Below are 25,946 nucleotides of genomic sequence, written 5' to 3'. Positions count from 1 at the left end.
GCATGATCGACGATCTCATCCCCTATTATCAGCGCGAACTGAACTTCCTGCGGAGTTCGGCGGGTGCGTTCGCGGATGCCTATCCCAAGATCGCGTCGCGATTGCGGCTGACGCGCGATGCGACCGAAGACCCCCATATCGGCCGGCTGATCGAGTCCGTGGCGTTCATGAACGCGCGACTGCGGCACAAGATCGACGACGAGTTCCCGGAATTGTCCGACGCCCTGCTGCTGACGCTGTATCCCCATCTGATCCAGCCGGTGCCGTCCTTCTTCGTGGCGCGCCTGATGCCGGCGCCGGCGCTGGACAAGCCGGTGGTCGTACCGGCGGGCACCGTACTGACGACCGAGCCCGTGACGGGCGAGCCCTGCCGCTACCGCACGTGTTGGGACACGACCTTGCTGCCGCTCAGGATCGAGGAGGCGGCGCTCGGCGGGTTGCCGCTGGACGCGCCGGCGCTGGGCGTGGCCCAGGCGAAGGGCGTCCTTCGGATCGCGCTGACGACCACGGTGGCCGACCTCGAAATGGTGTCGCTCGGCCTCGATCGCGTCCGGCTGTTCATCAAGAGCGATGCGCGGCGGGCGCAGATCCTGATCGAGCAACTTGGGGTCAACCTGTTAGGCATCGGCGTCGGTACGGGCCCGACGGACCCGCGCTCGGTGCTGCTGCCGCCCGAGCGCCTGCGGATCATGGGCCTTGAGCGGGACGAACTGCTTCTGCCGCAGACGGAGGTCGCGGCGACCGCGTACGCCGTGGTGCAGGAGCATTTCGCGTTCCCGCAAAAGCATCTGTTCGTCGAGATCACCGGGCTGGCGGCTCGGACGCTCGACATTGCGGGTGGCCGGCTGGAGCTGTTCTTCTACCTCGACAAACCGGCGGCCGAGTTGGAGCGCGTGGTCAGGGCGGAGGATTTCGAACTGTTCGCCGTGCCCGTGCTGAACCTGTTCGAGATGGAGGCGGAGCCGATCCAGATCGATCAGACGGAGATCGAATACAGGATCGTGCCCGATGCCAGGCGCGAGGACGCGCTGGAGGTGCATTCGGTGTGCGAGGTGCGGTTGCAGGATGCGCAGGGCGAACAGGTCGATGCGCCTATGTTGCATTCGATTCACGGCGGCGGCGAGCGTGGCCGCTTCTTCCACGCGACGGCGCGACGCGGAAGCTTCGCTCCCGGAGGCGGCGACGACGTGTTCCTGTCGATCGCCGACCTCGACGGGCGGATGATCGGCGACGACTCGACGGTCGCGCTGACGCGGGTGAGGGTGACCAACCGCGATCTGCCGATGCGCCTGCCGTTCGGGGGCGGCCGGCCGGCACTCGAGGTCGACGAGCAGGTTCCCGGACTCGTCGGTGCCACCGCCCTGACCAAGCCGACACCGACCCGACGACCCGCCCGGCGCCGCGCCGCGGTGTGGAAACTGGTCGGTCAAATGGCCCTCAACCATCTCAGCCTATCCGGCGGCACGAAGGGCGCTCAGGCGCTGCGGGAGGTGCTGGCGCTATACGACATCGTCGATACGGCGGAGAGCGTGCACCTTCGCGACCGACTGGTCGGCGTGACGTCGGAGCCTGGTGTTGCACGGATGCGGTTGCGAGGACATAGCGCCGTCGCGGCGGGCGTGGATGTGACGCTGGAGATCGATGACGAGCGGTTGTCCGGGTCCGGCGCCTTCCTGCTTTGCGTCGTCATCGAGCACTTTCTGGCGACCGCCTGCGCACTCAACAGCTTTACGCGGACGTCTGCCAAGTTGCGGCGGGAGCCGGGACTGTGGAAGACATGGCGCGCGCGCGTCGGTACCCGCGACCTGACATGACCGCGTTGGCGCGTTTGCGATCGCGGGCGACGCGAACGTCGCTGGTTCAGGCGGGGCGTCTGATCGAGCAGGCAGCGCGGCGGGAGGGTCGTGGCGCACCTCTCGGCGAGGACGCCCCGATCGAGGAGGAGCCGCTGCATTTCGTCGCGTCGGACCGCATGGGCCTCGTCGCGACGGAGTTGGCGGCGATCGACGACGATGGGCGGCAGCCGCGCGTGACGACAAACATCCTGGGTCTGGTCGGCGCGACGGCGGCGATGCCGCCGTTCTACAGCGAGATACAGCTTCAGCGACGGAGATTGCGCGATCGATCGGTGGCGGCGTTCCTGAACCTGTTCGACCACCGAGCCCTGTCGTTCTTCTACCGGATCGCGCGCAAGTACAACTGGTTGCTGGATCACGAGCGCGCTGGGCGCGGCGGGAGCGACGCGGCGACGGGTGCGATGCTGGCATTCGCCGGCCTCGCGACGCCGGCGATGCGCGATCGCCTGGCTCTCGACGATGTGGCGCTTGCGCCGCTTGCGCATCATCTGGGCGATCAGCGCCGAAGCGCCGCATCGGTGGAGACGGTGTTGCGGCACCTGTTGAAACGGCCATTGCGCGTGATCCAGGCGGAGCCGGTCTGGATGGCGCTGCCCAAGGAAGAACAGTCACGGATCGGTGGGCCAGCGTTCGGCCGATTTACCCGGCTGGGCGGCGAACGGCTGGAAATGCCCGGTCATGACGGTGCCGACGATCATGTGCCGGATGCCGCGATGATCGGGGCCGCGGTCCTCGACGTGCAGCATCATTACGTCATCGAGGTCGGACCCGTCGGCCATGCCGAGCTGATCGCGCTTTGCACGGACGACGCGACGATTACGCGGGTGCGCGAAGTGTGTCGATTGGCCGCGGGTATCGAGTACCGCCCGATTCTGCGGCTCGCCATCTCCGCCAGCGAGGTGCCACCGCTGCAACTGGGTGCGGCGCATGCCCCGGCAATCTTGGGTCGAACGGCATGGATGGCGTTGAATCCGTCCTCGATGGACATCCTCGTCGATTGCAACGTCCCGCTCGCGATCCGTGGTTGACTGCAATATCTCTGTTGTCGCCGCAATGGCGCTGGAGTATTGATCGGGGATCGAGCATGCGGGGCCGGGCCGGGGGGAAATAGGCCGGGGATGATTCGAAAAGGTTAAGACCTGGGTATTCTTTCGATCGAGACGATCGAAGCGTAATGATTTCATGGGGAAAGCCGCAGGCGTAGGATCGCGCTTGCCGGGGGGGATGATCTACATTGGCACAAGTCAATCTGAAAAGCTTGGTAGGCAAGCTCGATGAGGTTTGCCGCACGACGTTGGAAGGTGCGGCCGGCCTCGCGCTGTCGCGGACCAACTACAATGTCGAGGTGGAGCATTGGCTGCTTCGCCTCATCGATCGTCAGACATCCGATATCGCCGTCATCCTCAGCCACTTCGAAGTCGATGCAGGTCGGCTGACGCAGGATATTAATCGCCAGATCGACCGGTTCAAGACGGGTAACGGCCGCGCACCGGCGCTGGCGCCGAACGTCGTGACGCTGATTCGCGAGGCGTGGCTGATCGCGTCGCTGGAGCATGGCGCGGGGATCGTGCGGTCCGGTCATCTGCTGCTGGCGCTGCTGACATCAGACGATCTGTCGGCGATCCCGCGCGAGGCGAGCGGCCAGTTCGCGCGCATCCCGACCGAGACGTTGCGGACGACGATGGTGCAGATCGCAGCGTCCTCCGAAGAAGCGGCCAAGGCGGAGGCGGCGCAAACGGCGGCTGGCAGCGGCGGTGCTCCGTCGCCGTCGGGCGGAGTCGCGCGCGGCCAGGAAGCGCTGAACAAATACACGATCGACCTGACGCAGCAGGCGCGCGACGGGAAGATCGATCCGATATTCGGTCGCGATCCGGAGATCCGGCAGATCGTCGATATTCTGACGCGGCGTCGCCAGAACAACCCGATCCTGACCGGCGAGGCCGGCGTCGGTAAGACTGCGGTCGTCGAGGGCTTCGCGTTGCGGATCGTCCAGGGCGATGTACCCGATGCGCTGAAGAACGTGCGGTTGCTGTCGCTCGACCTCGGGTTGTTGCAGGCGGGCGCGGGGATCAAGGGCGAGTTCGAGAACCGGCTGAAGTCGGTGATTGACGAGGTGAAGTCCTCGCAGACGCCGATCATCGTCTTCATCGACGAAGCGCACACGCTGATCGGTGCAGGCGGTGCGGAGGGCCAGAATGATGCGGCGAACCTGCTGAAGCCGGCGCTGGCACGCGGCGAGATGCGGACGATCGCGGCAACGACCTGGGCCGAGTACAAAAAGTATTTCGAGAAAGATCCGGCGCTGACCCGCCGTTTCCAGGTCGTGAAGGTCGAGGAGCCGGCGGAGGCGCTGGCGGTCGCGATGCTGCGCGGCCTCGTTCCGGTGCTGGAGAAGCACCACAAGGTTCGCATCCTCGGCGAGGCGCTGGAGGCGGCATCGGGTCTGTCGCACCGCTACATCACCGGACGGCAATTGCCGGACAAGGCGATTTCGCTGCTGGATACGGCGTGCGCGCGCGTCGGTATCAGCCAGGCGGCGACACCGCCGGCCGTCGAGGATCTGGAGCGGCAACTGGGGCTGCTCGCGTCCGAAGTGTCGATGCTGGAGCGAGAGGGGCGGTCGGGCGTCGATGTCGCGACGAAGCTGGCCGAGCGTGCGGAGAAGAAGGCGGCGCTGGAAGTCGAGCGCGACGAAACCGCCGCGCGCTGGATCGCAGAGCGCGATGCGGTGAAGGCGGTCGGCGACGCGCGCGTGGCGATCGACGGGCTGGCGGCGGATGCGCCCGACTATGCCGACAAGATCCAGCTGCTGCGCGATGCGCAGGCGAAGGTGCTGGAGGTGCAGGGCAAGGTGCCGATGGTGTACGACGTGGTCGACCGCGCCGTTGTCGCCGAAGTACTGGCCGGATGGACCGGTATTCCGGTCGGCAGCATGGTGGCGGACGAGATCAAGTCGCTGCTGACCGTGCCCGAGCAGTTGAAGAAGCGGATCAAGGGGCAGGATTACGCGCTGGAAATTATCGGCCAGACGGTGAAGACGGCGCGCGCGGGTCTGGCCGATCCGCGCAAGCCGCTCGGCGTATTCCTGTTCTGCGGAACGTCGGGCGTCGGCAAGACGGAGACGGCGCTGGCGCTGGCGGAGTTGCTGTACGGCGGCGAGCAGAACGTCACGACGATCAACATGACCGAGTTCAAGGAGGAGCATAAAGTCTCCACGCTGGTCGGTGCCGCGCCCGGCTATGTCGGTTACGGTGAGGGCGGCGTGCTGACCGAAGCGGTGCGGCGCAAGCCCTATTCGGTCATCCTGCTGGACGAAATGGAGAAGGCGCATTCGGGTGTGCAGGACATCTTCTATCAGGTGTTCGACAAGGGCATGCTGCGCGATGGTCAGGGCCGTGACATCGACTTCAAGAACACGCTTATCATCATGACCTCGAACCTCGGCACCGAGACGATCGAGCGGCTGTGCCGCAATGCCGAGACGATGCCCGAGCCGGAAGCGCTGGCGGCGGAACTGCGGCCCGACCTGACGTCGTATTTCAAGCTGGCGTTCCTCGGCCGGACGACGGTGGTGCCCTACTTCCCGTTGCAGCCGAACATCCTGCGCGAGATCGTGGTCATCAGCCTGGAGCGGATCCGCAAGCGGGTGGTCGCCAATTATGGGGCGACCTTCGACTGGGACGACGCATTCCTCGACAAGGTCGTGGCCCGCTGCACCGAAGTGGAGAGCGGTGCCCGCAATATCGAGAATATCCTGAAGCGCGGGCTACTCGCCGATCTCGCCGATCGCGTGCTGACGCTCCGCGCAGACGGTGGCGAGGTCAACGCGATCCATATCGGCGCGAGTGCCGGGGGTGTTGGCGAACAGGATTATGTGATCGATCTCACCTGATCGGGTGAGCGCGAGACGGTGTGCGTGAAAAGACCGGCGGCATGTCGCCGACCGGCAATCTCGAACCAAGGAGGATCAAATGGCGATCTATCTCGAACTGGACGGCATCAAGGGCAGCGCGACGGACGCGGCATTCAAGGAGCAGATTGAATGCAACTCGTTTCAGTGGGGCGCTGGCCTCGCTGTGGACCGCGCCGGTAACGGCAACCGGACAGCTACGAAGGCGTCGATTTCCGAAATTTCGCTCTCCAAGGTGACCGACAAGTCGTCGGAACTGCTATTCAAGAGCCTGCTCAAAGGTACGGTCGTGCAGAAGGGGCAGATATCTTTCGCGGCGACCTCGGAAGGCGAGAGCGTTGCGTATCTGACCATCAAGCTGGAAGACGTCATCGTCTCCGGTTTCTCGGTGTCCAGTGGTGGGGACATGCCGCATGAGTCGCTGACGCTGAACATCGGCAAGTTCGATCAGTCGTTCAGCGATCGGGACGAGGACAACAAGGGTACGGCGACGCACCTGATCTACGATCTCGTCGCAGCCAAGTTGGGCTAAGCCCGTTGGAGCGGTGCGCCCCGGTGGCGCACCGCTTCTTTTCGCGGACTCACTATGGCAGATCATCTGCTCAATCTGCACGCGATGGCGGGCGTCGACCTCGCGTCGCTGTCGCTTTTGCGGTTCGAGGGTCGCGAGGCTCTCTCGGAGCCGTTCGACTATCGGCTGGAGTTGGTCTGTCGGGAGGCGCCTGGGGACATCCGCCGTTGGATCGGTCAGTTGGCGGAGTGGGACATCACCACCGAGGACGATGCCGAACGCCGGTTCGCCGGACGCATCTTCGAAACGGATATCAGCAGTACCGACCACGGTCAGTTCCGGATCCACGTTCGCGTGCGTCCTGCCTATCATGCGACCGCCTATGCGCGCGCGACGCATTTCATTCAGGACAAGAGCGCACTCGAGATTTTCGACGCGATGGTGGCCGACGTTCCCGGTCTGGCAACCGACATCAGTCTTAGTCCGGCACCACCGAAGCAGACCTACGCCGTTCGTTACGACGAAACGGAGTTCGAGTTTCTCCAGCGCTTGCTGGCGCAGGACGGCATCTTCTACTTCTTTACCTATGCGGAAGCCGCCGGGGCGTATCACCACACGATGCATGTCGGTAACGCAGCACGATCGTACCTGGACGTGCCCGACGGCGACGACATCCGGCTGACTCCGGGTTCGGAGAGCAGCAAGCTGACATCCCTGGCTCACACTCACCGCGCCCGGCCGTCCAAGCACGACTTTCATGGCCTGGATGTACGCAAGGTCGATGCGCCGTTCGCCCATAGCGCGAGCGCGGTTGGCGACTGGGGCAGGGTGTATCCGCACAGTTACGAAGACCTGATCGGCGAGGCTGTCGCCGCGGGCGACGTCAACGGTCGCGGCGCGCGGCACGGGGAGGGCTACGCACAGGCAGCGGAAACGATCGTGGGCAGCGGGCGTGACCATTTGTTCTTCGCAGGTGGTCGGATCAAGGCAGAATGGCCTGACCGGCCATTGCCGGCCCGGATCGTACTGACCTCCGTCAGTCACAGCGCCTTCGATCCTTGGATGCTGGTGGGAGGTGGCGACGCGATCTACTCCAACAGCTTTACGGCCATGGACGCCAGCAAACCGTTCCGTCCGGCGCTGCCGCATGGACGTCGTCGCGCCGCCGGACCGGTGCTCGGTGTCGTCTCAAAGAAGGGGTCCGTCGAAGGGCAGGCGGTGGTCGACGACCTCAATCGCATCCCCGTCGCAGTGACGCATGCCCGCGAATATACGGCGTTGCCGGATATCGTCTGGCTACCGGTGCAGCAGGCCTGGGCGAGCGGAACGCATGGCGCGCAGTTCTTCCCGCGCATCGGCACGCGCGTGGTGATCGATTTCCTGTACGGCGACCCCGATATGCCGTTTGTTTCAGGCACGCTCTACACGCCGTCCGCGAAATACCCGTTCGACCCGCAGAGCAAGGTCACGCAGACCGGCTGGCGATCGGTCACCGACAAGAACGGCGGCGTTACCCAGGAGTTGATGTTCGAGGATAAGCCGGGTGGCGAGGAGGTGTATCTGTACACCGGTCGCGATTACCGGCGGCTGGTCGACAACGATGAAACCGGAACGGTCAAGCGGGATCAGACCCTGACCGTCGAACGCGATCAGAAGGAAACGATTCAGCGCGACCAGACGATGAAGATCGAGAATGATCGCAAGATCGACGTCACTGGTATTCAGCAGACGACGGTCCAGAAGACCCAAACCGTCACTGTCACCCAGAAAAGCCTGCATGAGTCGCTGAAGGAGATCGAACTCGTCGTCGGTACCAGCAGCATCAAGCTGGCACCGGATGGCATCACGATCAAGGCGGCAAAGATCACCGTCGAGGCGGAGGGTGTGCTGACGGCATCGGCTGGCGGACAGGCTACGCTGAAGGCGGCGATCACCGAACTGTCCGCGTCGGGAATGATGACCGTGAAGGGCAGCATCGTGATGATCAACTGATGGGCGACGGCGACATTGGCCGTTCGGCCGTCCCGACGACGTTGCCGCTGCGGTTCCAGCGCATGGAATTGCAGGAACATGGCGGCCTGTCCGATCGTGGGCTCGACGCACTGGCGACGACGACGGGACCGGAAGCGTTGCTCGCGACGTTGACGGCGCTGCCGGATCAGGCCGATGCCGCAGCCGCACTGGCGCTGATGCTGCCGCGTCGGCAATCCGTCTGGTGGGGATGCCTGGCAGTCCGCCTGATCCCCGGTATGGCAGATCGGGCTGCCGAGCGGGTCGCGCTCGAAACCGCCGAAGCCTGGGTGCAGACGACGGCCGACGAGGCGGCGGAGCGTGCCTTTACCGCAGCGGAGTTCTGCGCGGTGGCGGCGCCCGCGCGGTGGGCGGCGATGGCGGCACACTGGTCCGGGCCGTCGATCGCACCACGCGGACAGCAGCCGGTGCCGCCGGCCGCACACCTGACGGGGATCGCGACGCGTACTGCGTTGCTGTTCACGGTGCACGACCCGGCGCTACGCGGTAGGGTAAGCTATGCCGATCTGGTTGCCATCGGGGTCGCGCTGATGCACGGCGATGTCGGCCGCAAGGCGCAGGCGGCGGTGCTCGACCGCCTCGCCGGAAGCTAAACTACGGGACGAACCGCGCGACCTCATGTGGACCTTGCTGCTCTCCCGCCAGGCGGACCCACCCGGCACGTTCATCGACCGACGCCAGCTCGATAGCGGCGAAATCCGCATTGGCCGCGACGCGCTGAAGTGCGATTGGGTGCTGGCCGACCAGTCGGGTCACATCTCGCGCGCGCACTGCACCGTCTCCGTGATCGGCCTCGACCTGTTTGTGGTGGACACCAGCACCAATGGCGTGAGCCTGAATCGCCTCGGCCAGCGGATTGCGCCGCAAATGCCGGTGGCCGTACGCGTCAACGATCGGCTGTTGCTGGGCGATTACGCGATCGAGATCACGACCGAAGCCGCTGGATTGGCCGCGAACCTCCAGCAACAGTTCGCGGCGGCCGCGCCGCCGCCGCCGCCGGCATTCAGTCAGCCCGACAGCTGGTTCGATGGCGGCGGCACAGATCCGTGGGGGACGGGAGCGCCGGCTGCTGAGGTGCACGAGTTCCTGGGCAGCGCGATGCACGACTTCCTCGCGCCGCCACGGGGGTCGCAAGCGGTGGCAGCGGCGGACCCCTGGGGTGGGCCGCTGTCCGATGCGTTCAGCCGGCCGATGTTGGCGTCGGCTCCCTTACCCGCGGCCAGCGACTTCGCGATCCCGGAGGATTGGGCTGCGCCACCCGCTGCTGCGCCCGCGCGCGCGGACGATCCGTTCGCCGGTATGGAGGCTTTTGCGCCGGTCAGAGGCGACCCCTTCGCCGCAGCGGACCCGTTTGCGGTTTCACCCCCGTCGCATTCGGCCGGTCGCCCGCCGAGCGCGGATGGCTTTGCGCCGTCACCTTTACCTGCGGCCGATCCGTTCGCGATGCCCCCGATGCAAACGTCGCCGGTCAAGCGTATTGCAGATCCCTTCGCGCCCACCGCCGACAGCGATCCGTTCGCCGGGTTCGATGTACAGGTCGATCCGGTCGCTCGCACGCCGGACCCGTTCGCGAACCCGGAGCGAGCGACAGGCGATCCGTTCGCCGATTTCGGCGCAACGGCCGATCCGTTTACCAGCACACCGGGCAAGCTAGCGGCGCCCGCAGCAGCAGCCATCGATCCGTTCAGTGGCTTCGGGGCAGACGTCGATCCGTTCGCGAGCGCGTCGAGTGAGCCAGCAGCGATCGAACCGGCAGCCGCCGACCCGTTCGCCTTGCCGCCGGCTCGCGCGCCGTCGACGCCATCGGACCCCTTCGCTTCTGCGTCGCGGGCAGTAAGCTCAGCAGGATCGGCACAGGTCGATCCCTCCACGACGTCTCCGGCGGCTGCACCGGACGGCGAGGGATGGGCGGCGTTCTGCGCTGGCGCGGGGCTTGATCCGACCGATTTGCGGACGACGCCCGATGCGATGCATCGTCTGGGCATACTCTACAAACAGGTGGTGCTCGGCTTGTCCGATCTGATCCAGGATCGCGCGGCGTTCAAGAACGAGTTTCGGGTCGAGCGGACGCAGCTTGGGCTAGGCCGTAACAATCCGCTTAAACATCTGCCAGCACTCGATTCCGCCAAGTTGCTGCTGGGTGATCCGCTGCCCGGCTTCATGGGTGCCGAAGAGTCGGTGCGGTCGGCGTTCGAGGATGTAAAGAAGCACCAACTGGCGATGCTGGCCGGCGTACAACACGCATTGCGCGCTGTTTTCGAACGACTTTCGCCTGACGAGATCCAGCGAGTGATGGAAAAGGCGATCGGAGAGAAGAAGGGCCTGCGGATCGGTCGTGGCGTTAATCCGTGGACGGTGTATCAGGCAGTCTTCGACGCGTTGCGCAAAGATGCCACTTCCAACGTCAACAGCATCATGAGCGTCGCGTTTCGCGAGGGGTACGAGGCGTTTCTGAACGGCGCCGGGTAAGAATACGACGAAGCGAAAACCTGTGGGGGGTGGTGGAGTGAGCTGGGAGAACAAGCCGGTCTGGTCGGAAGGCATGTTCCTGCGTCCGCAGCATTTCCAGCAATTCGAGCGATTTACATCGGCACAGCTGGAGGCGAGGGTCGCGCCGCTCGTATCACACGCATGGGGGCTGGCCTCGCTGCGGATCGACGACGGCCTGCTGAAGACGGGCAAGATCGCGCTGGCACGCGCGACGGGTGTGTTCGACGACGGCACGCCGTTCCATGTTCCGGACGGCGCGGCGGCACCGATGCCGCTGGAGGTGTCCCGCGACCTGCGCGACACCAACGTTCACCTCTGTATCCCGTTGTCCCGGCCCGGCACCGCCGATGTCGCGCTCGACCCGTCGGCCCGGGCGGAAACGCGCTTCATGGCCGAGGAGTTCGAGGCTGCCGATGCCGTCTATGGTGCGCCGACGCGTGTGGCGCTGAACGTCGGACGGCTGCAACTGACGTTGCGGCATGAAGGGGAGGGATTGGGCGGTTATGCCACGATTCCGATCGCGCGCATCGTCGAGCGGCGATCGGACGACTCTGTGGTGCTTGACGATGGCTTCATCCCGACCGTGCTCGCGACCGGTGCCAGCCCGACGCTGAGCGGCTTCCTGTCCGAGCTGGAGGGAATGCTCCACCAGCGCGGCGAGGCGATCGCAGGGCGACTGGGGACGCCGGGGTCGAAGGGCGTCGCCGATATCACCGATTTCATGATGCTGATCGCGGTCAATCGCGGCGAGGCGATGGTAAAGCATCTGGCCGCTCTGCCCAGCGTGCATCCGGCGGACTTTTACGGCGCGCTAAGCGTGCTCGCGGCGGAGATCGCGACGATGACGGCGGCCGGCAACCGCCCCAATTTCATGCCGCTGTATCAGCATCGCGACCTGCGCGTGTGCTTCGATGCGGTGATGGCCGACCTCCGCCGCTCGCTGTCGGCGGTGTTCGAGCAGAGCGCGGTCGCGATCCCGCTGGAGCTGCGCCAGTACGGCATCCGCGTCGGCCAGATCACCGACCGCTCCCTGTTTTCGGGGGCCAGCTTCATTCTGGCGGCGAGGGGTACAGTCGACACGGAGACGCTGCGTGCGAACCTGCCACGCCGCGCCAAGCTGGGGTCGGTGGAGCATATCCGCGATCTGGTGATGCGGCAGCTGCCGGGGGCCGACATCCACCCGATGCCAGCCGAGCCGCGCCAGATCCCGTTCCGCGCGAACACCGTCTATTTCGCGATCAACACCCGCCACGAACAATGGCAGTCGGTTGCGACATCGGGCGCGGTGGCGCTGCACGTCGCAGGCGAGATCCCCGATCTCGATCTGGAGATGTGGGCGATCCGGGGAAGCCAGTCATGATCCAGACTGCCGCTAGCCAAGTCCAGACCGGGAGGCCGCGATGAGCGACAAGCGCAACGATCCGCCGCCGACGGAGCGGACGATCATCCGGCCGGCGGGTGGTGGCAACGCCCCGAACCCGGCGTCGCCCTATCCGAGCCAGCCTGCTGCGGCTCAGCCCTTTCCGGGGGCCTCGGCCGCACCGCCGTCGGGCGGAGGGCCGCCGCAGGACCGCACGGTCATGATGCCGGCGGGTGCGGTGCCGCCGGTGCCGCCGCCGCCGCAGGCCGAGCCGCCATCGGCCTATGCGTCGCCTGCCTACGCGCCATCATCATCGTCGCCCTCTTCCGTCGGCGCCCCGGCACGGCTGGACTTCGCGGAAGCGGAGCCGGACCTGTATGGACCCGAACCGCTGGTCGCGGCAGCCGGTCGCCTGATCCACCTCGCCAGCCAATTGCGGCAGATGCCGGTGGGCCCCGATTTGGGCGCGCTCCGCCAGTTGGTGATCCGCGAACTCGACGCGTTCGGAAAGCGGGCGCAGGCGCTGGGCCTCGATCCGAAGACCGCGCAATTGGCGCATTACATCCTGTGCGCGTTCATGGACGATGCGGTGATGTCGACCCCGTGGGGCGCAAACAGCCCGTGGTCGCAACACAGCCTGCTCGCCGCCTATCACAACGACGTGCAGGGCGGCGATCGTTTGTTCCAGTTTGCCGAGCGCATGGAAGCGGACCCGCGGCGCGAACCGCGACTGATGGAGTTGCTGTACCAGTGCCTGTCGCTGGGATTCGAGGGGCGCGCGGCGCTCGATCCGCGGGGGCAATCGCTGTTGCAACAACGTCGCCAGCGGCTGGCGGCGGCGATCGGCGGTATGCGCGACCGGCCACCGGCCGACCTGTCGCCGCAATGGCGCGGGGCGACGGCGGCAACCGGCGCCTATCACCAGCGGATTCCGCTCTGGGCGATCGCGGCGGGGATTGGCGTCGTGGCGCTGCTGATCTTCTCGGCGCTGCTGTTCCGCCTGTCGAGCGAGAGCGCAGCGGCGGTGACCGCACTGGATCAGGCGGTCGGCTCCGCACAGATCGTCGCGCCGGCCGCACCACCGCCCGAGACGGCCACACCGACGTTCGAAAAGATACAGTCGATCCTGCGTCCAGATGTGGAGGCCGATCGCCTGGCGGTGCTGCGCGAGGGCAACGACATCGTGCTGCGCCTGAACAATCAGGGTCTGTTCGAAAGCGCACAGGCAGAGCCGTCGGGAGCGTGGAGCGCTACCTTCGGTCGGCTGGCGCAGGCGGCGAACCTGACCAAGGGGCCGTTGAAGATCGCCGGCCATACCGACGATCAGCAGATCCGGTCGCTGGCGTTCCCGTCCAACCTCGAACTGTCGGAGGCGCGGGCGCGGGCGGTGGGTCAGGCGATCGCACGCGCCGGACTGGGCGATGCCAGCCGGATCGCCAGCACGGGTCTTGCCGATGCCCAGCCGCTGGCGAGCAACACGACGCCCGATGGGCGGCGGCAGAACCGGCGCGTGGAAATCCGCGTCGCCAACGATGTAGCGTGGAACTAGAGGGGTGGGGGGCGTGAAGTCACTGTTCGCGAACCGCTGGTTCTGGCGCGCCGTCGGGGCGATCTTCGCCGGGCTGCTGCTGTTCTTCGTGGGGCCGCTGGTCGCAATCGGTGGCTGGCGCCCGCTCGGTCAGACATTGGTGGCGCTGGTCGTCGCGCTGCTGCCGATCGTCGGCGTCGGGCTCTACTGGTGGTGGCAGAGGCGCAAGGCGGCGAACGCGAACGCCGCGCTGGTCGATGCGCTGGCCGCTCCGAAGGCGGATCGTGCCGCGCTCGACGCGAAGCTGGGCGAAGCGCTGGCGATACTGCGCAGCACCAAGGTCGGGCGGCGCGGATCGTATGTCTATCAACTGCCGTGGTACGCGATCATCGGTCCGTCCGGCGCGGGCAAGACGACGGCGTTGCTCAATTCCGGGCTCGGTTTTCCGACGGCCGTCGCGGGCGAGTACCGGGCGCTGCGGGGACAGCCGAACACGCCCGATTGCGATTGGTGGTTCACCGACGAGGCGGTGTTGATCGATACCGCCGGCCGCTACGTGACGCAGGACATCGATGCGGCGCGCGATGCGGAGGGGTGGAAGAGCTTCCTCGACCTGCTGAAGACGCATCGCCCGCTCCAGCCGCTGAACGGTGTGCTGGTGGCGATCCCCGCGCCCGATTTCGCCGACGCGCGCAAGATGGCGGACCACGCGCAGCATGTCCGCGCGCGGCTGGCGGAAATCCAGCAGACGCTGGGCCAGACGCTGCCGATCTACCTGCTGGTCACCAAGGCCGATCTGCTTGCCGGATTTCGCGAGTATTTCGCCCGCGCGACCGACGCGGAGTCGGATCAGGTGTTCGGGTCGACCGCGCCGGGCGACGGCAGCGACAGCGCCGCCGTGCTAGCCGGTTTCGACGCGCTGGTCGCCAGCGTCTCGGAGCGGGTGGTCGATCGCATGCAGAACGAGGGGCAATTGCCCCTGCGCGGCCAGATCGCGACCTTTCCGTCGCAGCTTGCGTCGCTCCGCAAGCCGATCGCCGATCTGCTCGCGGCCCTCGGCCAGACCTCGCGGTTCGATACGGCGGCGCGAATACGCGGCGTGTATCTGACCTCGGGCAACCAGACCGGGAATCCGGTCGACCGCATCCTGTTGAACATGGGCGTCGCGGCGATGGCACCGGCGCACGGCGTCGGCAGCGGGCGCAGCTACTTTCTCAAGCGGCTGTTCTCCGACCTCGTCTTCCCGGAAGCGGGGCTCGCCAATCGCAACGCGGGCGCGGAGACGCGGCAGCGGCAGCTGTATGTCGGCGGCGCGGTCGCGACGGCGGTGGCGCTGTTGCTGGCTATTGGACTGTGGACATGGGGCTATGTCCGCAACAAGGCGCTGATCGGTACGGTCTATGCCACCGCCGCGGCATATTCGAACGCCGCCGGCACGTCGCGCGGCGGCACCTCGACGCCCGATCAGGACCTTGCCGCACTGGGCGTGCTGGCAAAGGCGCGGGACGAGATGGACACCGCGAGCGACTTCGGTCTGGGGCTGGGGCAGGGCGGTCGGCTGGAGGGCGAGATCGGCGCGATCTACGGCCGCGACCTGCAACGGCGGATGACGCCGATGCTCGCGCGGCTGGCGGAGGACCGGATCGATGCCGATCGGGCTGTGCCGGCCGCGCTCTACGACGATCTGAAATCCTATCTCGTGCTCGGTGGGCGCGGTCCCAAGGCTGAGGAAGCGCTGCTCGCATGGGTGCAGCCGGCATGGGCGGCGCGGTCGCAGGACCCCGATGCGCAGGTGCAGGCCGGTGAGGTCGCGCGCCACACGCGCGCGCTGCTCGACGGGGCGTTCGCGCCCGTGTCGCTGGACACGGCACGGGTGGAAGCGGCGCGGTCGATCCTGCGTTCGCAACCCGCGTCCGTACGCGTCTATGGCCGGCTGAAGAGCGTCGCGCTGGTGGATGGGGAGACATGGACCGCGCGCGAGAATGCCGGTCCGCAGCCGGAGATGTTCTTCACCCCCGCCGGTGCGTTCGCGCCGGGGGCGGGCATCCCGCAGCTGTTCACGCGCACCGGGTACGACGAGGTGTTCGTGCCGATGCTGTCGAGCGGACCTAAGCTACTCGACGAGGAGCGCTGGGTCGTCGGCGATACCGGCGCGCGGGCGGGGATGACCCCGGAGGAGATGAGCACGCTGAAGCAGGATTTGCAGCGGCTGTATTTCGACGAGTTCCTGACCCGGTGGCGCGACTATATGGCGGGCATGCAGCCACGGCCGGTGTCTTCGCTGGCGGAGAACATCCAGCGGCTGCGCGATGCCGCCGGGCCGCTGTCACCGATCGCGCCGCTGATGCGAGCGATCGTTGTGGCGACCGACCTCACCGCCGGCAAGGGTGCGGCGGTGCCGAAGATGAAGATGCCGAAGCTGCCCGGCGGCCAGTTCGGCAAGATGGCTGGCACGGCGGCGAGCAACGCGCTGGCCGGCGGTGGCGCGAGCGACGATCCACGCGATGCAGTGGTGCGCGCGTTCGAGCCCTTGCGCCTGTTCGTCGGCAAGCCCGGCGCGCCGGGTCCGCTGGATGCTACACTGGCGAGCATGGGACAGCTGGCGGACAAGCTGAACATGGTCGCGGTGCTGCCCGGTGGCGGCGGCGAGACCGGGTCGGCCGCCAGCCTGGAGGTGAAGGCACTGGTCGCGCAGCTCGACCAAAGCGGCGCGAACATGCCAGCCCCGGCGGGCGTGCTGGTGAAGGCGGTGGCGGGCGACGCCAACGTCGCGCTCGGCGGTGCGCGCAAGAGCCAGATGGGCGCGGCGCTGAGCGGCAATTTCGGGGAGGATTGCCGCAACGTGCTCGGCCGCTCGTTTCCGCTGCTCGCGGCATCGGCCAACGACATCTCGCTGGAGCAGTTCGGCCATTTCTTCGCGCCGCAGGGCGCGTTCGCCAAGTTCGTGACGCAGGAACTGGCGGGTTATGTCGACACGACGAAGCCCGAATGGGTGTTGCTGCCCAATGCCAGCGAGATCGGCATGACGGAGACGGGGCTGCAATCCTTCCAGGCGGCGCAGAGGGTCACGCGCGCGTTCTTCGCCGCGGACCCGAACGCGCCACGGCTCGTGTACCAGATCGAACCGGTGGCGCTATCGGGCGCGAAATCGGTGACGCTGAAGGCGGACGGGCAGTCGTTGACCTATGACGGCAAGTCCGGCGTGCCCGCGACATTCGACTGGCCCGGCGCGGGTGGTGCCTCCGTCGAGTTCGCAATCGACGGCGCGGCGCCGGCGGTGAAAAGCTGGGTCGGTGTCTGGGGTGCGTTCCGCATGATGAAGGAGGCTGCTGTCAAAGCCGCCGGCTCGCCGCTGGCGGGCGCGGGCAGCCTGACCCAGGGCGGTGCGCGCTTCGACTTCCGAGTGCGGACGTTCGGGGGGAGCAATCCGTTCGTGGTGGACCCGTTCGTGAAGGTGTCCTGCCCGGTTTGACCGGGCGCGTTCGGGCGATGGGCCCGGCCTTTCTGGAGAGGTTTTATGATCGACGTCATCCCGGCGATGCCGCCGACCGAGGTCATCGCGCGCAAGCTGGTCGCGTGCGGGCTTGATCGCGCTGCGGTGTCGGTGACGTGGGAAGCTGAATCGGAGGGTGCGCTGATCGTGATCCGGCGTGATGCTGCGGTGTCGGCCGGGCAGTTTTCCTGCATTCGCGACGCCGCTGGCGTCGAGTTCGTGGCCTTCGATGACAAGGCTATGGGTTCGGCTTACGACGCCTATGCCGATGATCTCGCGCGACCACGCATGCTTGCTGAAGCGACGGCCGTCGTCACGAAGCTGGGATTGATCGAGGCATTTCCGAAGCGTGCGGATTACCGGGATCTGCGCGACTATGGCCGAGAGCTGGAGCGGCATTGTGGCCTCAAGCCGGGCAGCGCGCTGCGGGTCACGGGCCAGACACTGGCGTTCGATCCTTCGCGTAAGTCCGACGGTATGGCTTTCGCGACGCGGTACGAGAAGCTTTTCGCAGCGATCATGTATGCCACCGCGACCGGCGATCTGAACGGCTTCGATCTTATCGGCAACGACATCGCCGGGTCGCGGTAGTCCGGACTGCCGTTCACAGGCGGCGGGAGTTACCGACTTTGCGTCGCCTCCCTGAGCACCGTCAATCGGGACGTGTTTCAAGGTATACCGTAGGCGCGCTTCGCCCGTGGGTTCTCTTATTGTCAAGGCAGGCACCCAGGCATGCATCTGCTCCGGCGAAGGCGAGAGCCCGATACTGGGTTCCCGCCTCCGCAGGGACACACGACAGGCAAAGGTCTGAAGCGAATTAGGCACCAGCAGGTGCGGGTGACGGAGGCGTCCGGGACGATGGCGCTGCGCCGCCCCGACTGTCGCGGCAAGCTATTTGCGGAGCGTATGGGCGCGACGTTGCGAGCCGGGGAAGGTATCGAGTGCGTCGGGCGTTCGGCTGATTGCTTCGCCGCGATCGCAACAACGGGTGATGCAAAGATTCCTTGGGACAGCGGGTGTAAAGGCTGTTCGTTCGCTAGCGGTGTGGAGTTGCCGTTCTGCGCTAGCTGGACGCCAAAGGTTGCCTGTGGAGCCTTATTCCGGCGGCAGTTCCTTGGCCGCCGTGCCGCCGTCGGTCTGTAAACCGTGGCGCAGCAGCATGGGGATGTTCGCCAGGGCGAAGGCCAGCGTCAGCGGGATCGCGCCCCAGAGTTTAAAACCAACCCAGAAGTCCCAGCTTGTCGTCCGCCAGACTGCTTCGTTCAGGCAAGCCATGCCCGCGAAGAAGCAGGCCCAGTTGCGCGTCAGCTTGCGCCAGCCGAGCGCCGACAGTCCGGGGTAGGCGGACCCGAGCAGCCCCTCCAGCAGGGGGCGTCCCGTCGCCAGCCCGAACACCAGCACGCCCGCGAAGGTCGCGTAGACGATCGTCGGCTTCATCTGGATGAAGCGCGGGTCGTGGAAGTAGATGGTCAGGCCGCCGAAGATCACGACCAGCCCGCCCGAAATCCACAGCATCGGCGACACGCGGCCGAGCTTCACGCGCGAGACGATCATCGCCGCGATCGTTGCGACGATGAACGCCGCGGTCGCGCAGATCACGCGCGCGATGACCAGCGCACCGACACGGTCCATGTCGTTCAGGAACCCGGTCGTCGCACCCACCAGCCGCATCATCGGGTTGGCGGGTGCGAAGAAGTTGATCGCGAAGAACACCAGCAGTGGGGCGTAGTCGATCGCCATCCGCAGGCCCGAGGATTCGGATTTGGCGATCGTGGCCCCGGCCCCGTTGTCGTTCATGGCGGAGTGCGAGAACCGACCATTGTTCACTTCCGCGCTCCTTCGACACCGGCGATGATGCGGCTGACCTCGTTCGCATCGAAGGGGCGGAGGTCGGTCATGCCCTCGCCTACGCCGATCGCGTGGATCGGCAGGCCGTATTTTTCCGCCGCCGCGACCAGCACGCCGCCGCGCGCGGTGCCGTCCAGCTTGGTCATGACGAGGCCGGTGACGCCGGCAACATCCTTGAACACCTCGATCTGATTGAGGGCGTTCTGTCCCGTCGTCGCGTCCAGCACCAGCACCACGTCATGCGGGGAGGCGGGGTTGAGCCGGCCCAGCACGCGGCGGATCTTGGCAAGTTCGTCCATCAGTTCGCGCTTGTTCTGGAGACGGCCGGCGGTGTCGACGATCAGCACGTCGATCCCGGTCGCGGTCGCCTGCTTCACTGCTTCGAACACGATGCCCGCCGCGTCGCCGCCTTCCTTGCCGGTGACGATCGGCACGCCGACGCGGTCCGCCCAGGTCCGCAACTGACCGATCGCGGCCGCGCGGAAGGTGTCGCCGGCGGCGAGCATGACGCCGTAATCCTGCTCCATCAGCAGATGCGCCAGCTTGGCGATCGTGGTGGTCTTGCCCGATCCGTTGACGCCGATCACCAGCATCACCTGCGGTCGTGGAAAAGCGGTCACCTCCAGCGGGATGGCGACTTTCGCCAGCGTCTTCTCGACCTCCTCGGCGACGACGAGGCGGATGCCGAGTTCCTCCATGTTTCGCTCGAAACTGCCCTCCGCGAGGCGCTCGCGGATCTGGCCGGCGGTCTGCGGGCCGAGATCGGACGCGATCAGCGCCTCCTCGATATCATCCAGCGTGGCATCGTCGAGCCGCGCGCCGCCGAGGCCGGCGAGATTGCCGACCAGCCGGTCCGATGTCCGCTTGAAGCCGCCCAACAGCTTCTCGTGCCAAGTGCTCATTCTGCCGTTCCGATGAGATGGGTGTCGGTAGCGCCGGTAATCGCGACGCGCCGGATGCTGCCGGGTTCCGAGGGGGACGGGAGGCGGACCTCCGCGAAATGGGCGGTGTGGCCGCGGTCGCCCGGACGCTCGATAAGGACGTCCTGCACGGTGCCGACCGCGTTCGCGAGCCACGCCGCCTTGCGGGTCGCCGCCGCAGCGCGCAGCCGCGCCGCCCGGTCGCGGCGGACCTCCGGCGCGACCTGCGGCATGCGCGCTGCGGGGGTGCCGGTGCGTGGCGAATAGGGAAAGATGTGGCCGTAGACGATGTCGCAATCCGCGATCAGTGCCAGCGTATCCGCGAACATCGCGTCGTCTTCGGTCGGGAAGCCGGCGATCAGGTCGGCGCCGATCGCAATGTCGGGGCGGCTGGATTTGAGCCGCTCGACCAGTGCGACTGATTGTGCGCGGGAATGGCGGCGCTTCATGCGCTTCAGGATCAGGTCGTTGCCCGCCTGTAGCGAGAGGTGCAGATGCGGCATCACACGCGGCTCGCCTGTCACGATCTCGAACAGCCGCGGGTCGATCTCGACGGAGTCGAGGGACGACAGGCGCAGACGCCGGAGTGTCGGCACATGGCGCAGGATACGCTCGACCAGCATCCCCAGCGTCGGCGCGCCGGGCAGGTCGGGACCATAGCTGGTCAGGTCGACACCGGTCAGGACCACTTCCCGGTGACCCGCGTCGACCAGCATCGCGATACGATCCACGACGGCGCCGGCCGGAATCGACCGGCTGGCGCCGCGCCCCTGCGGGATGATGCAGAAGGTGCAGCTATGGTCGCAGCCGTTCTGAACCTCCACGAAGGCGCGGGCGTGGCCGGCGAAGACGGTCGGCGCGGCGGCCGTTCCACCCCAGCTCTCCGGGCGCAACTTCACATCGTTGGCGACGACGCGCGTGACCTCCGGCATCGCGGCGAAGCTCGCGGGATCGATCGTTGCAGCGCAGCCGGTCACGACGATCTGCGCACCGGGACGGTCGCGGCGCGCGCGACGGATCGCGGCGCGGGTCTGCTTCACCGCCTCGTTGGTCACAGCACAGCTGTTCACGACCACTGTGTCGCGGTGGGCGACCAATGTTCGGATCGTTTCGCTCTCGGCTATGTTGAGGCGGCAGCCGAGGCTGACGACCTCCGGCTCGGGGAGAGACATGATGGGCGATCTAGTGGCCGGCGCGACGCAAGTCCATGAGCAGGCGCAGGCCGTGCTCGACTATTGGTTCGGGCTTTCGCAGGAGCAGCAGTTCGCCAAGGACGCGGAGCGTGATCGCGACATCGCCGAGCGGTTCGGCGGCTGGCGCGATACGGTGTTGGCCGGGCATGCGGGCGGGTGGCGCGACGAGCCGGAGACGATGCTGGCGGCGATCATCCTGCTGGACCAGTTCTCGCGCAATATCCACCGCGGCAGTGCGGACGCGTTTGCCGCCGACGATCTGGCGGCGGCGCTGACGCTGGAGGCGATCGATCGCGGCTACGACCGGCGGCTGTCGGCGGAGCAGCGGGTGTTCCTGTACATGCCGCTGATGCACGCGGAGGACGGATCGCTCCAGCGGCTGTGCGTGGAGAAGTTCGAGGCGTTGGGGATCGAGACGAATCTGGCGTTCGCGCGCGATCATCATGCGGTGTTTGAGCGGTTTGGGCGGTTTCCGGGGCGAAATGCGGCGTTGGGACGGGATACGACGGCGGAGGAGAAAGCTTGGTTGGAGGAGACGGGTGGGGGTTGGTAGGTCTATATGCCGCTGCATCGCTGGACCGGGCGACGATAATCCGCGCGGGACGGCAGAGCCACGACACTTGCCTTTCCATCCCCACCCCGCTAGGTCCCGCCAACGTCCGATCCGTCGGACACTGAAATACACGCATCCACCCGATGCGCGCTGGCCGGCGAGGTTTCGCCCGCCGGCGCTTTTTGCTTGGGGTGGCATGAGGAGGCTGGGTACGCATGTTTGAAAGTCTGAGCGACCGGCTTGGTGGCGTCTTCGATCGCCTGCGCGGTCGCGGTGCGCTGACCGAGGCGGACGTGCGGGCGGCCATGCGTGAGGTGCGCGTCGCGCTCCTCGAAGCCGACGTGGCGCTGCCCGTCGCGCGCCAGTTCGTCGATGGCGTCACCGAACAGGCGATCGGCCAGAACGTGCTGCGCTCGGTCACGCCGGGTCAGCAGGTCGTCAAGATCGTCAACGACGCGCTGGTTGCGATGCTGGGTGCGGACGAGAGCGAGTTGCTGCTCGACGTGACCCCGCCGGCGGTCGTGATGATGGTCGGGCTTCAGGGCTCGGGCAAGACGACCACGACCGCGAAGATCGCCAAGCGTCTCACCGGCCGCGAGCGCAAGAAGGTGCTGATGGCGTCGCTTGACGTCAATCGCCCGAATGCGCAGGAACAGCTGGCGACGCTCGGTACGCAGGTCGAGGTCGCGACGCTGCCAATCGTGCCGGGGCAGCAGCCGGTGGAGATCGCACGGCGCGCGATGCAGGCGGCGAAGCTTCAGGGCTATGACGTCCTGATGCTCGACACCGCCGGGCGTCTGCATGTCGATCAGGCGCTGATGGACGAGATGAAGGCGGTCGCCGACATTGCGCGTCCGCAGGAAATCCTGCTCGTCGTGGATGCGCTGACCGGTCAGGACGCGGTCAACGTTGCACAGAACTTCTCCGATCAGGTGCCGCTGACCGGCGTCGTGCTGACTCGTATGGACGGCGATGCGCGTGGCGGCGCGGCGCTGTCAATGCGGGCCGTCACCGGCAAGCCAATCAAGTTCGCGGGCACCGGCGAGAAGCTGGATGCGCTGGAGGCCTTCCACCCGGAACGCGTCGCCGGCCGCATCCTCGGCATGGGCGATGTCGTGTCGCTGGTCGAGCGCGCCGCGGAGTCGATCCAGGCCGAAGACGCCGAGCGTATGGCCATGAAGATGGCCAAGGGTCAGTTCGACATGAACGACCTGCGTGCCCAGCTGGCGCAGATGGCGCGGATGGGTGGTCTCGGTGCGCTGGCGGGCATGATGCCCGGCATGAAAAAGGCGCAGGCGGCAATGGCCGCGACGCCGGGCAGCGACAAGGTGCTGGTGCGGATGGACGCGATGATCGGGTCGATGACGCCTAAAGAGCGGACGAAGCCTGAGCTCATCAACGCCAAGCGCAAGATCCGCATCGCCAAGGGTTCCGGCACCACGGTGCAGGAGGTCAACAAGCTCCTGAAGATGCATCAGGAAATGGCCACCGCCATGAAGAAGATCAAGAAGATGGGCGGCCTGAAGGGAATGATGGCGATGCTCGGCAAGGGCGGTCTCGGCGGTCTCGGCAACGCACTGGGCGGGGCCGACATGGGCGAGATGATGGCCAAGGCGGGCGGACCGGGCGGCGGTCTGCCGGGCGGACTGCCCGGTCTGGGTGGCCCCGGCGAGATGCCGAAGCTCCCGCCCGGCTTCGAGAATTTCCTGAAGAAGAAATAACCTGCCGAAGCCGTCAGCGGCGGAGGCGCTTCACCAACCATAATGCCCCGATGTCGATCGTGGCGAAGATCAAAAGCAAGGAACAGTTATCATGGCACTTAGCATCCGTCTGTCGCGTGGCGGCTCCAAGAAGCGCCCGTACTACCGCATCGTCGTCGCGGACGCACGTAGCCCGCGGGACGGCAAGTTCATCGAGAAGATCGGGAACTACAACCCGTTGCTCGCCAAGGATTCGGAGCAGCGCATCGTGCTCGACGCGGATCGTGCGAAGCATTGGCTGTCGGTCGGTGCGCAGCCGACCGATCGCGTCGCCCGCTTCCTGGACGCCGCCGGCGTTCGTGAGCGCGCCGCCCGCACCAACCCGAACAAGGGCAAGCCGGGCGAGAAGGCGACGGAGCGCGCCGAGGAGCGTGCCGAGAAGCTGAAGGCGCAGGAGGAGGCCGCTGCGGCCGCCGCCGCCGCTCCCGCCGCCGAGGAGCCGGCCGCCGACGCGCCAGCCGGTGACGACGCTGCGACCGAAGAGACCGCCGCCTGAGCAGCGGATCGGGGTCGTCGTTCGTTTCCCATGGGCTAACCGTTCAAGGAGTGCATGATGACCCCGGATCTGAACCCAGACCCGCGCACCGCGCCGGACGACGCCGAAGACGCGACTAACCAGGGCGTGTCGACGACCGATCCGGCGGAGGGCGCCGATGCCGACCCCGCGGAGGATGATGGCTCACCCCAAGGATGACGCTGGTGTCGTGCTCGCCGCGGTCGTCGGCGCGCACGGCATTGCGGGCGAAGTGCGGTTGAAGGTGTTTGCGGAGGATTTGTCCCCGCACAAGAGCTTCAACGACGGCGCGCTGACGCTGACATCGCTCCGTACCGGTAGCAACGGCGCGATCGCGCGCTTTTCGGAAGTGCGCGACCGTACCGCCGCAGAGGCGTTGCGCGGTACTACGCTCTCCGTTCCCCGGTCGGCGCTGCCGCCGTTGGGGGAGGGGGAGTATTATCACGCCGACCTGCTCGGCCTGCCCGCGGTCACGACCGCAGGTGAGCCGCTCGGCACGGTCGTTGCGATCGATAATTTCGGGGCGGGCGACGTGATCGAGGTCGAGCGACCGACCGGCAAGCGTTTCATGGTGCCGATGCGGCCGGAGGCGGTGCCGGAATGGTCCGCCGCCGGGCTGGTGATCGATCCGGTGTTCGTTGAGTAGGACGAGTGTTCCTCGCCGGAGCGAGGAACAGGCCGTCGTCAATCGATCCGGTACTGGATCGGCTTGAACGCGCCGCCATTGGATTGCAGTGCGGAGCACGCGGTGAGTCCGATAATCAGGTCCATTTCCGCCGTGAAGCGGATGTGATCGCCGGGGCCGCTGAGCGGTGGTTCGACGGTGAAGCTGCCGGTGAGGCCGTCGATCGGCACGTTCATGAAGCAGTTGAACGCGACCGGAATGTCGTCCTCCGTGACACCGTAGGGCGCAAACGCCGCGGCGAGGTTGCCGAAGCAGCCGCGGTGCGGGTCGGTGTCGCCGTAGATGATCCGGAACGTGTCCTTCGAACAGGGTGTCAGCAGAAAATCGTGGCGGCCGACCGTGTCCTCGACGATCCGCAGCATGACGTTGCTACGGTTGGAATAGAGTGGATCGCCCGTCGTCAGGTACAGGCGGCTGGCGTAATCCAGCGTGCGGCCGGACGAGATGACTTCCCGCAGGTCGTTGCGCGAGAACGCCAGCAGGTCCGCGACCTGCTTTCCCTCCGGGTCGATCACCGTCAGAGTCTGTCCGCGATCGAGCGTGAACGCCGTGCCCGAGCGTGGCGGGATCGTCTCAACCATGGGCGTCGACACCCGACGAGGTGCGGCTGAACGGGCATTTCCACTCCGGACCGACTACTCGACCGCTATATTGCCTCGCCTCGCTGATCTCGCCGTGGCGGGCGAGCATCGGGTTCGGCGACCCGGCAACGGCGACGTCCCGCGCGACGATCGCCGCCCGCAGTTTCTCGTAGCGCTGCTGGGCGCGCAACACCTCGAACTGGTCGTGCAGGTTGAAGACCATCGCCGGCGTCTGGAAACGGCGGGCAGGGCGGCTTGCGTTCGGATGCAGGCCGACGACGAAGAACGCCTCCCCGGCGAAACTCAGCGAGAAATGCGGATCGTCGGGGTCCGACGACACCTCGGGCGCGGGACGATAGCCGAGCCATTCGTCCTTATCCGACAGCGACTGGGCGCGAGCCCAAAGGTGCCGCTCGAAAACTTCCTCGGACAGGTCTTCCGGCCCCTCGAACAGGACCACCAGCGTCCGAAACAAGGCGCGGTCCGCGTGATATTTGCCCACGGTCTTGGCGAGAGCAGGCAGGATGCGGAGGTCGTCCCAAGCGGAAGTGAGATTGCGGGCGACCAGAATGTCCATCTGTCCGCGGCTCAGCGCGGACTTCGCTCCGACGCAGGGGAAGGACGCGTGTTCGACGGTGTCGACAAAAGCACGCGCGAGCACGTGATCGTTGTCATAGGCGATATGATGCATGTCGCCCGGAACACCCGAACCT

21 protein-coding genes are annotated in these 25,946 nt (G+C 66.6%); 16 read left to right on the top strand and 5 right to left on the bottom strand.

The window, feature by feature from the left end; all coding sequences use genetic code 11:
* Positions 1-2: 2 nt before the first annotated feature.
* The 11 genes from tssF (at position 3) to ILT43_RS01780 (ending at position 17,770) form a co-directional block, all read left to right on the top strand.
* Positions 3-1,814, top strand: a complete 1,812-nt coding sequence (gene tssF, locus ILT43_RS01830; RefSeq protein ID WP_204193660.1) for a type VI secretion system baseplate subunit TssF — start codon at positions 3-5, stop codon at positions 1,812-1,814.
* Complete coding sequence (gene tssG / locus ILT43_RS01825) at positions 1,811-2,884, top strand: type VI secretion system baseplate subunit TssG (protein WP_204193653.1); 1,074 nt, start codon at positions 1,811-1,813, stop codon at positions 2,882-2,884. Before tssF ends, tssG begins: the two co-directional genes overlap by 4 nt.
* A 230-nt stretch (positions 2,885-3,114) precedes the next feature.
* Positions 3,115-5,748 carry a type VI secretion system ATPase TssH gene (gene tssH, locus ILT43_RS01820; RefSeq protein ID WP_204193651.1) on the top strand — a complete coding sequence of 878 codons (2,634 nt, stop codon included), beginning with the start codon at positions 3,115-3,117 and terminating at the stop codon, positions 5,746-5,748.
* Positions 5,749-5,827: 79 nt separating this feature from the next.
* Positions 5,828-6,298, top strand: a complete 471-nt coding sequence (locus ILT43_RS01815) for an Hcp family type VI secretion system effector (protein WP_204193650.1) — start codon at positions 5,828-5,830, stop codon at positions 6,296-6,298.
* A 54-nt stretch (positions 6,299-6,352) separates the two neighbouring features.
* Complete coding sequence (locus ILT43_RS01810) at positions 6,353-8,269, top strand: type VI secretion system Vgr family protein (protein WP_204193648.1); 1,917 nt, start codon at positions 6,353-6,355, stop codon at positions 8,267-8,269.
* Positions 8,269-8,901: a DUF6931 family protein gene (locus ILT43_RS01805; RefSeq protein WP_204193640.1), complete on the top strand. Its 633-nt coding sequence runs from the start codon at positions 8,269-8,271 to the stop codon at positions 8,899-8,901. The genes ILT43_RS01810 and ILT43_RS01805 overlap by 1 nt, the downstream gene beginning before the upstream one ends.
* A 25-nt stretch (positions 8,902-8,926) precedes the next feature.
* On the top strand, positions 8,927-10,777 hold the full coding sequence (gene tagH / locus ILT43_RS01800) for a type VI secretion system-associated FHA domain protein TagH (protein WP_204193638.1): 1,851 nt from the start codon (positions 8,927-8,929) through the stop codon (positions 10,775-10,777).
* Between the two features lie 37 nt (positions 10,778-10,814).
* Positions 10,815-12,158: a type VI secretion system baseplate subunit TssK gene (gene tssK / locus ILT43_RS01795; protein ID WP_204193636.1), complete on the top strand. Its 1,344-nt coding sequence runs from the start codon at positions 10,815-10,817 to the stop codon at positions 12,156-12,158.
* Positions 12,159-12,198: 40 nt separating this feature from the next.
* Entirely contained in the window at positions 12,199-13,707 is a 1,509-nt protein-coding gene (icmH, locus tag ILT43_RS19645; protein WP_204193630.1) for a type IVB secretion system protein IcmH/DotU, read from the top strand.
* A gap of 13 nt (positions 13,708-13,720) precedes the next feature.
* Positions 13,721-17,158 (top strand): type VI secretion system membrane subunit TssM, encoded by a 3,438-nt coding sequence (gene tssM, locus ILT43_RS01785; RefSeq protein ID WP_204193625.1) that lies wholly within the window; start codon positions 13,721-13,723, stop codon positions 17,156-17,158.
* Between the two features lie 45 nt (positions 17,159-17,203).
* Positions 17,204-17,770: a hypothetical protein gene (locus tag ILT43_RS01780; protein ID WP_204193620.1), complete on the top strand. Its 567-nt coding sequence runs from the start codon at positions 17,204-17,206 to the stop codon at positions 17,768-17,770.
* 504 nt (positions 17,771-18,274) lie between these two features.
* Here the strand turns inward: ILT43_RS01780 and ILT43_RS01775 are convergent.
* The 3 genes from ILT43_RS01775 to mtaB form a co-directional block, all read right to left on the bottom strand.
* Positions 18,275-18,919 carry an inner membrane-spanning protein YciB gene (locus ILT43_RS01775; protein ID WP_239473956.1) on the bottom strand — a complete coding sequence of 215 codons (645 nt, stop codon included), beginning with the start codon at positions 18,917-18,919 and terminating at the stop codon, positions 18,275-18,277.
* An 83-nt stretch (positions 18,920-19,002) separates the two neighbouring features.
* Positions 19,003-19,929 (bottom strand): signal recognition particle-docking protein FtsY, encoded by a 927-nt coding sequence (gene ftsY, locus ILT43_RS01770; RefSeq protein ID WP_204193616.1) that lies wholly within the window; start codon positions 19,927-19,929, stop codon positions 19,003-19,005.
* Entirely contained in the window at positions 19,926-21,119 is a 1,194-nt protein-coding gene (mtaB, locus tag ILT43_RS01765) for a tRNA (N(6)-L-threonylcarbamoyladenosine(37)-C(2))-methylthiotransferase MtaB (protein WP_204193614.1), read from the bottom strand. The genes ftsY and mtaB overlap by 4 nt, the downstream gene beginning before the upstream one ends.
* On the opposite strand from mtaB, the gene ILT43_RS01760 reads away from it, so the two are divergent.
* The 5 genes from ILT43_RS01760 (at position 21,118) to rimM (ending at position 24,613) form a co-directional block, all read left to right on the top strand.
* Positions 21,118-21,693: a DUF924 family protein gene (locus tag ILT43_RS01760; RefSeq protein WP_204193612.1), complete on the top strand. Its 576-nt coding sequence runs from the start codon at positions 21,118-21,120 to the stop codon at positions 21,691-21,693. The two genes, mtaB and ILT43_RS01760, sit on opposite strands and share 2 nt — an antisense overlap.
* 215 nt (positions 21,694-21,908) lie before the next feature.
* Positions 21,909-23,414: a signal recognition particle protein gene (gene ffh / locus ILT43_RS01755; RefSeq protein WP_204193610.1), complete on the top strand. Its 1,506-nt coding sequence runs from the start codon at positions 21,909-21,911 to the stop codon at positions 23,412-23,414.
* Between the two features lie 91 nt (positions 23,415-23,505).
* Positions 23,506-23,949, top strand: coding sequence for a 30S ribosomal protein S16 (gene rpsP / locus ILT43_RS01750; RefSeq protein WP_204193608.1), 444 nt, complete (start codon positions 23,506-23,508; stop codon positions 23,947-23,949).
* A 54-nt stretch (positions 23,950-24,003) separates the two neighbouring features.
* The gene (locus tag ILT43_RS01745; protein WP_204193600.1) at positions 24,004-24,147 is read left to right on the top strand and encodes a hypothetical protein; all 144 of its coding nucleotides are present in this window, start codon (positions 24,004-24,006) and stop codon (positions 24,145-24,147) included.
* Positions 24,125-24,613 (top strand): ribosome maturation factor RimM, encoded by a 489-nt coding sequence (rimM, locus tag ILT43_RS01740; protein ID WP_204193599.1) that lies wholly within the window; start codon positions 24,125-24,127, stop codon positions 24,611-24,613. The genes ILT43_RS01745 and rimM overlap by 23 nt, the downstream gene beginning before the upstream one ends.
* 38 nt (positions 24,614-24,651) lie before the next feature.
* Here the strand turns inward: rimM and ILT43_RS01735 are convergent, their stop codons facing one another.
* Both ILT43_RS01735 and gntA read right to left on the bottom strand, forming a co-directional pair.
* Positions 24,652-25,233 carry a DUF1989 domain-containing protein gene (locus ILT43_RS01735; protein WP_204193597.1) on the bottom strand — a complete coding sequence of 194 codons (582 nt, stop codon included), beginning with the start codon at positions 25,231-25,233 and terminating at the stop codon, positions 24,652-24,654.
* On the bottom strand, positions 25,226-25,924 hold the full coding sequence (gene gntA, locus ILT43_RS01730) for a guanitoxin biosynthesis heme-dependent pre-guanitoxin N-hydroxylase GntA (protein ID WP_204193595.1): 699 nt from the start codon (positions 25,922-25,924) through the stop codon (positions 25,226-25,228). Before gntA ends, ILT43_RS01735 begins: the two co-directional genes overlap by 8 nt.
* Between the last annotated feature and the right edge of the window lie 22 nt (positions 25,925-25,946).

Source organism: Sphingomonas longa (assembly GCF_016892685.1).
Taxonomy (GTDB): domain Bacteria; phylum Pseudomonadota; class Alphaproteobacteria; order Sphingomonadales; family Sphingomonadaceae; genus Sphingomonas; species Sphingomonas longa.
Note: the sequence above shows the minus strand (reverse complement) of the source record. Positions and strands in the feature narration are given on the sequence as shown.

Bases quoted from the DNA above. Each gene is read 5' to 3' on its own strand.
- tssF (WP_204193660.1), top strand. From the start codon at position 3: ATGATCGACGATCTCATCCCCTATTATCAGCGCGAACTGAACTTCCTG.
- tssG (WP_204193653.1), top strand. From the start codon at position 1,811: ATGACCGCGTTGGCGCGTTTGCGATCGCGGGCGACGCGAACGTCGCTG.
- ILT43_RS01815 (WP_204193650.1), top strand. From the start codon at position 5,828: ATGGCGATCTATCTCGAACTGGACGGCATCAAGGGCAGCGCGACGGAC.
- ILT43_RS01810 (WP_204193648.1), top strand. From the start codon at position 6,353: ATGGCAGATCATCTGCTCAATCTGCACGCGATGGCGGGCGTCGACCTC.
- ILT43_RS01805 (WP_204193640.1), top strand. From the start codon at position 8,269: ATGGGCGACGGCGACATTGGCCGTTCGGCCGTCCCGACGACGTTGCCG.
- tagH (WP_204193638.1), top strand. From the start codon at position 8,927: ATGTGGACCTTGCTGCTCTCCCGCCAGGCGGACCCACCCGGCACGTTC.
- icmH (WP_204193630.1), top strand. From the start codon at position 12,199: ATGAGCGACAAGCGCAACGATCCGCCGCCGACGGAGCGGACGATCATC.
- ILT43_RS01780 (WP_204193620.1), top strand. From the start codon at position 17,204: ATGATCGACGTCATCCCGGCGATGCCGCCGACCGAGGTCATCGCGCGC.
- ILT43_RS01775 (WP_239473956.1), bottom strand. From the start codon at position 18,919: ATGGCGATCGACTACGCCCCACTGCTGGTGTTCTTCGCGATCAACTTC.
- ftsY (WP_204193616.1), bottom strand. From the start codon at position 19,929: ATGAGCACTTGGCACGAGAAGCTGTTGGGCGGCTTCAAGCGGACATCG.
- ILT43_RS01760 (WP_204193612.1), top strand. From the start codon at position 21,118: ATGATGGGCGATCTAGTGGCCGGCGCGACGCAAGTCCATGAGCAGGCG.
- mtaB (WP_204193614.1), bottom strand. From the start codon at position 21,119: ATGTCTCTCCCCGAGCCGGAGGTCGTCAGCCTCGGCTGCCGCCTCAAC.
- ffh (WP_204193610.1), top strand. From the start codon at position 21,909: ATGTTTGAAAGTCTGAGCGACCGGCTTGGTGGCGTCTTCGATCGCCTG.
- rpsP (WP_204193608.1), top strand. From the start codon at position 23,506: ATGGCACTTAGCATCCGTCTGTCGCGTGGCGGCTCCAAGAAGCGCCCG.
- ILT43_RS01745 (WP_204193600.1), top strand. From the start codon at position 24,004: ATGATGACCCCGGATCTGAACCCAGACCCGCGCACCGCGCCGGACGAC.
- rimM (WP_204193599.1), top strand. From the start codon at position 24,125: ATGATGGCTCACCCCAAGGATGACGCTGGTGTCGTGCTCGCCGCGGTC.
- ILT43_RS01735 (WP_204193597.1), bottom strand. From the start codon at position 25,233: ATGGTTGAGACGATCCCGCCACGCTCGGGCACGGCGTTCACGCTCGAT.
- gntA (WP_204193595.1), bottom strand. From the start codon at position 25,924: ATGCATCATATCGCCTATGACAACGATCACGTGCTCGCGCGTGCTTTT.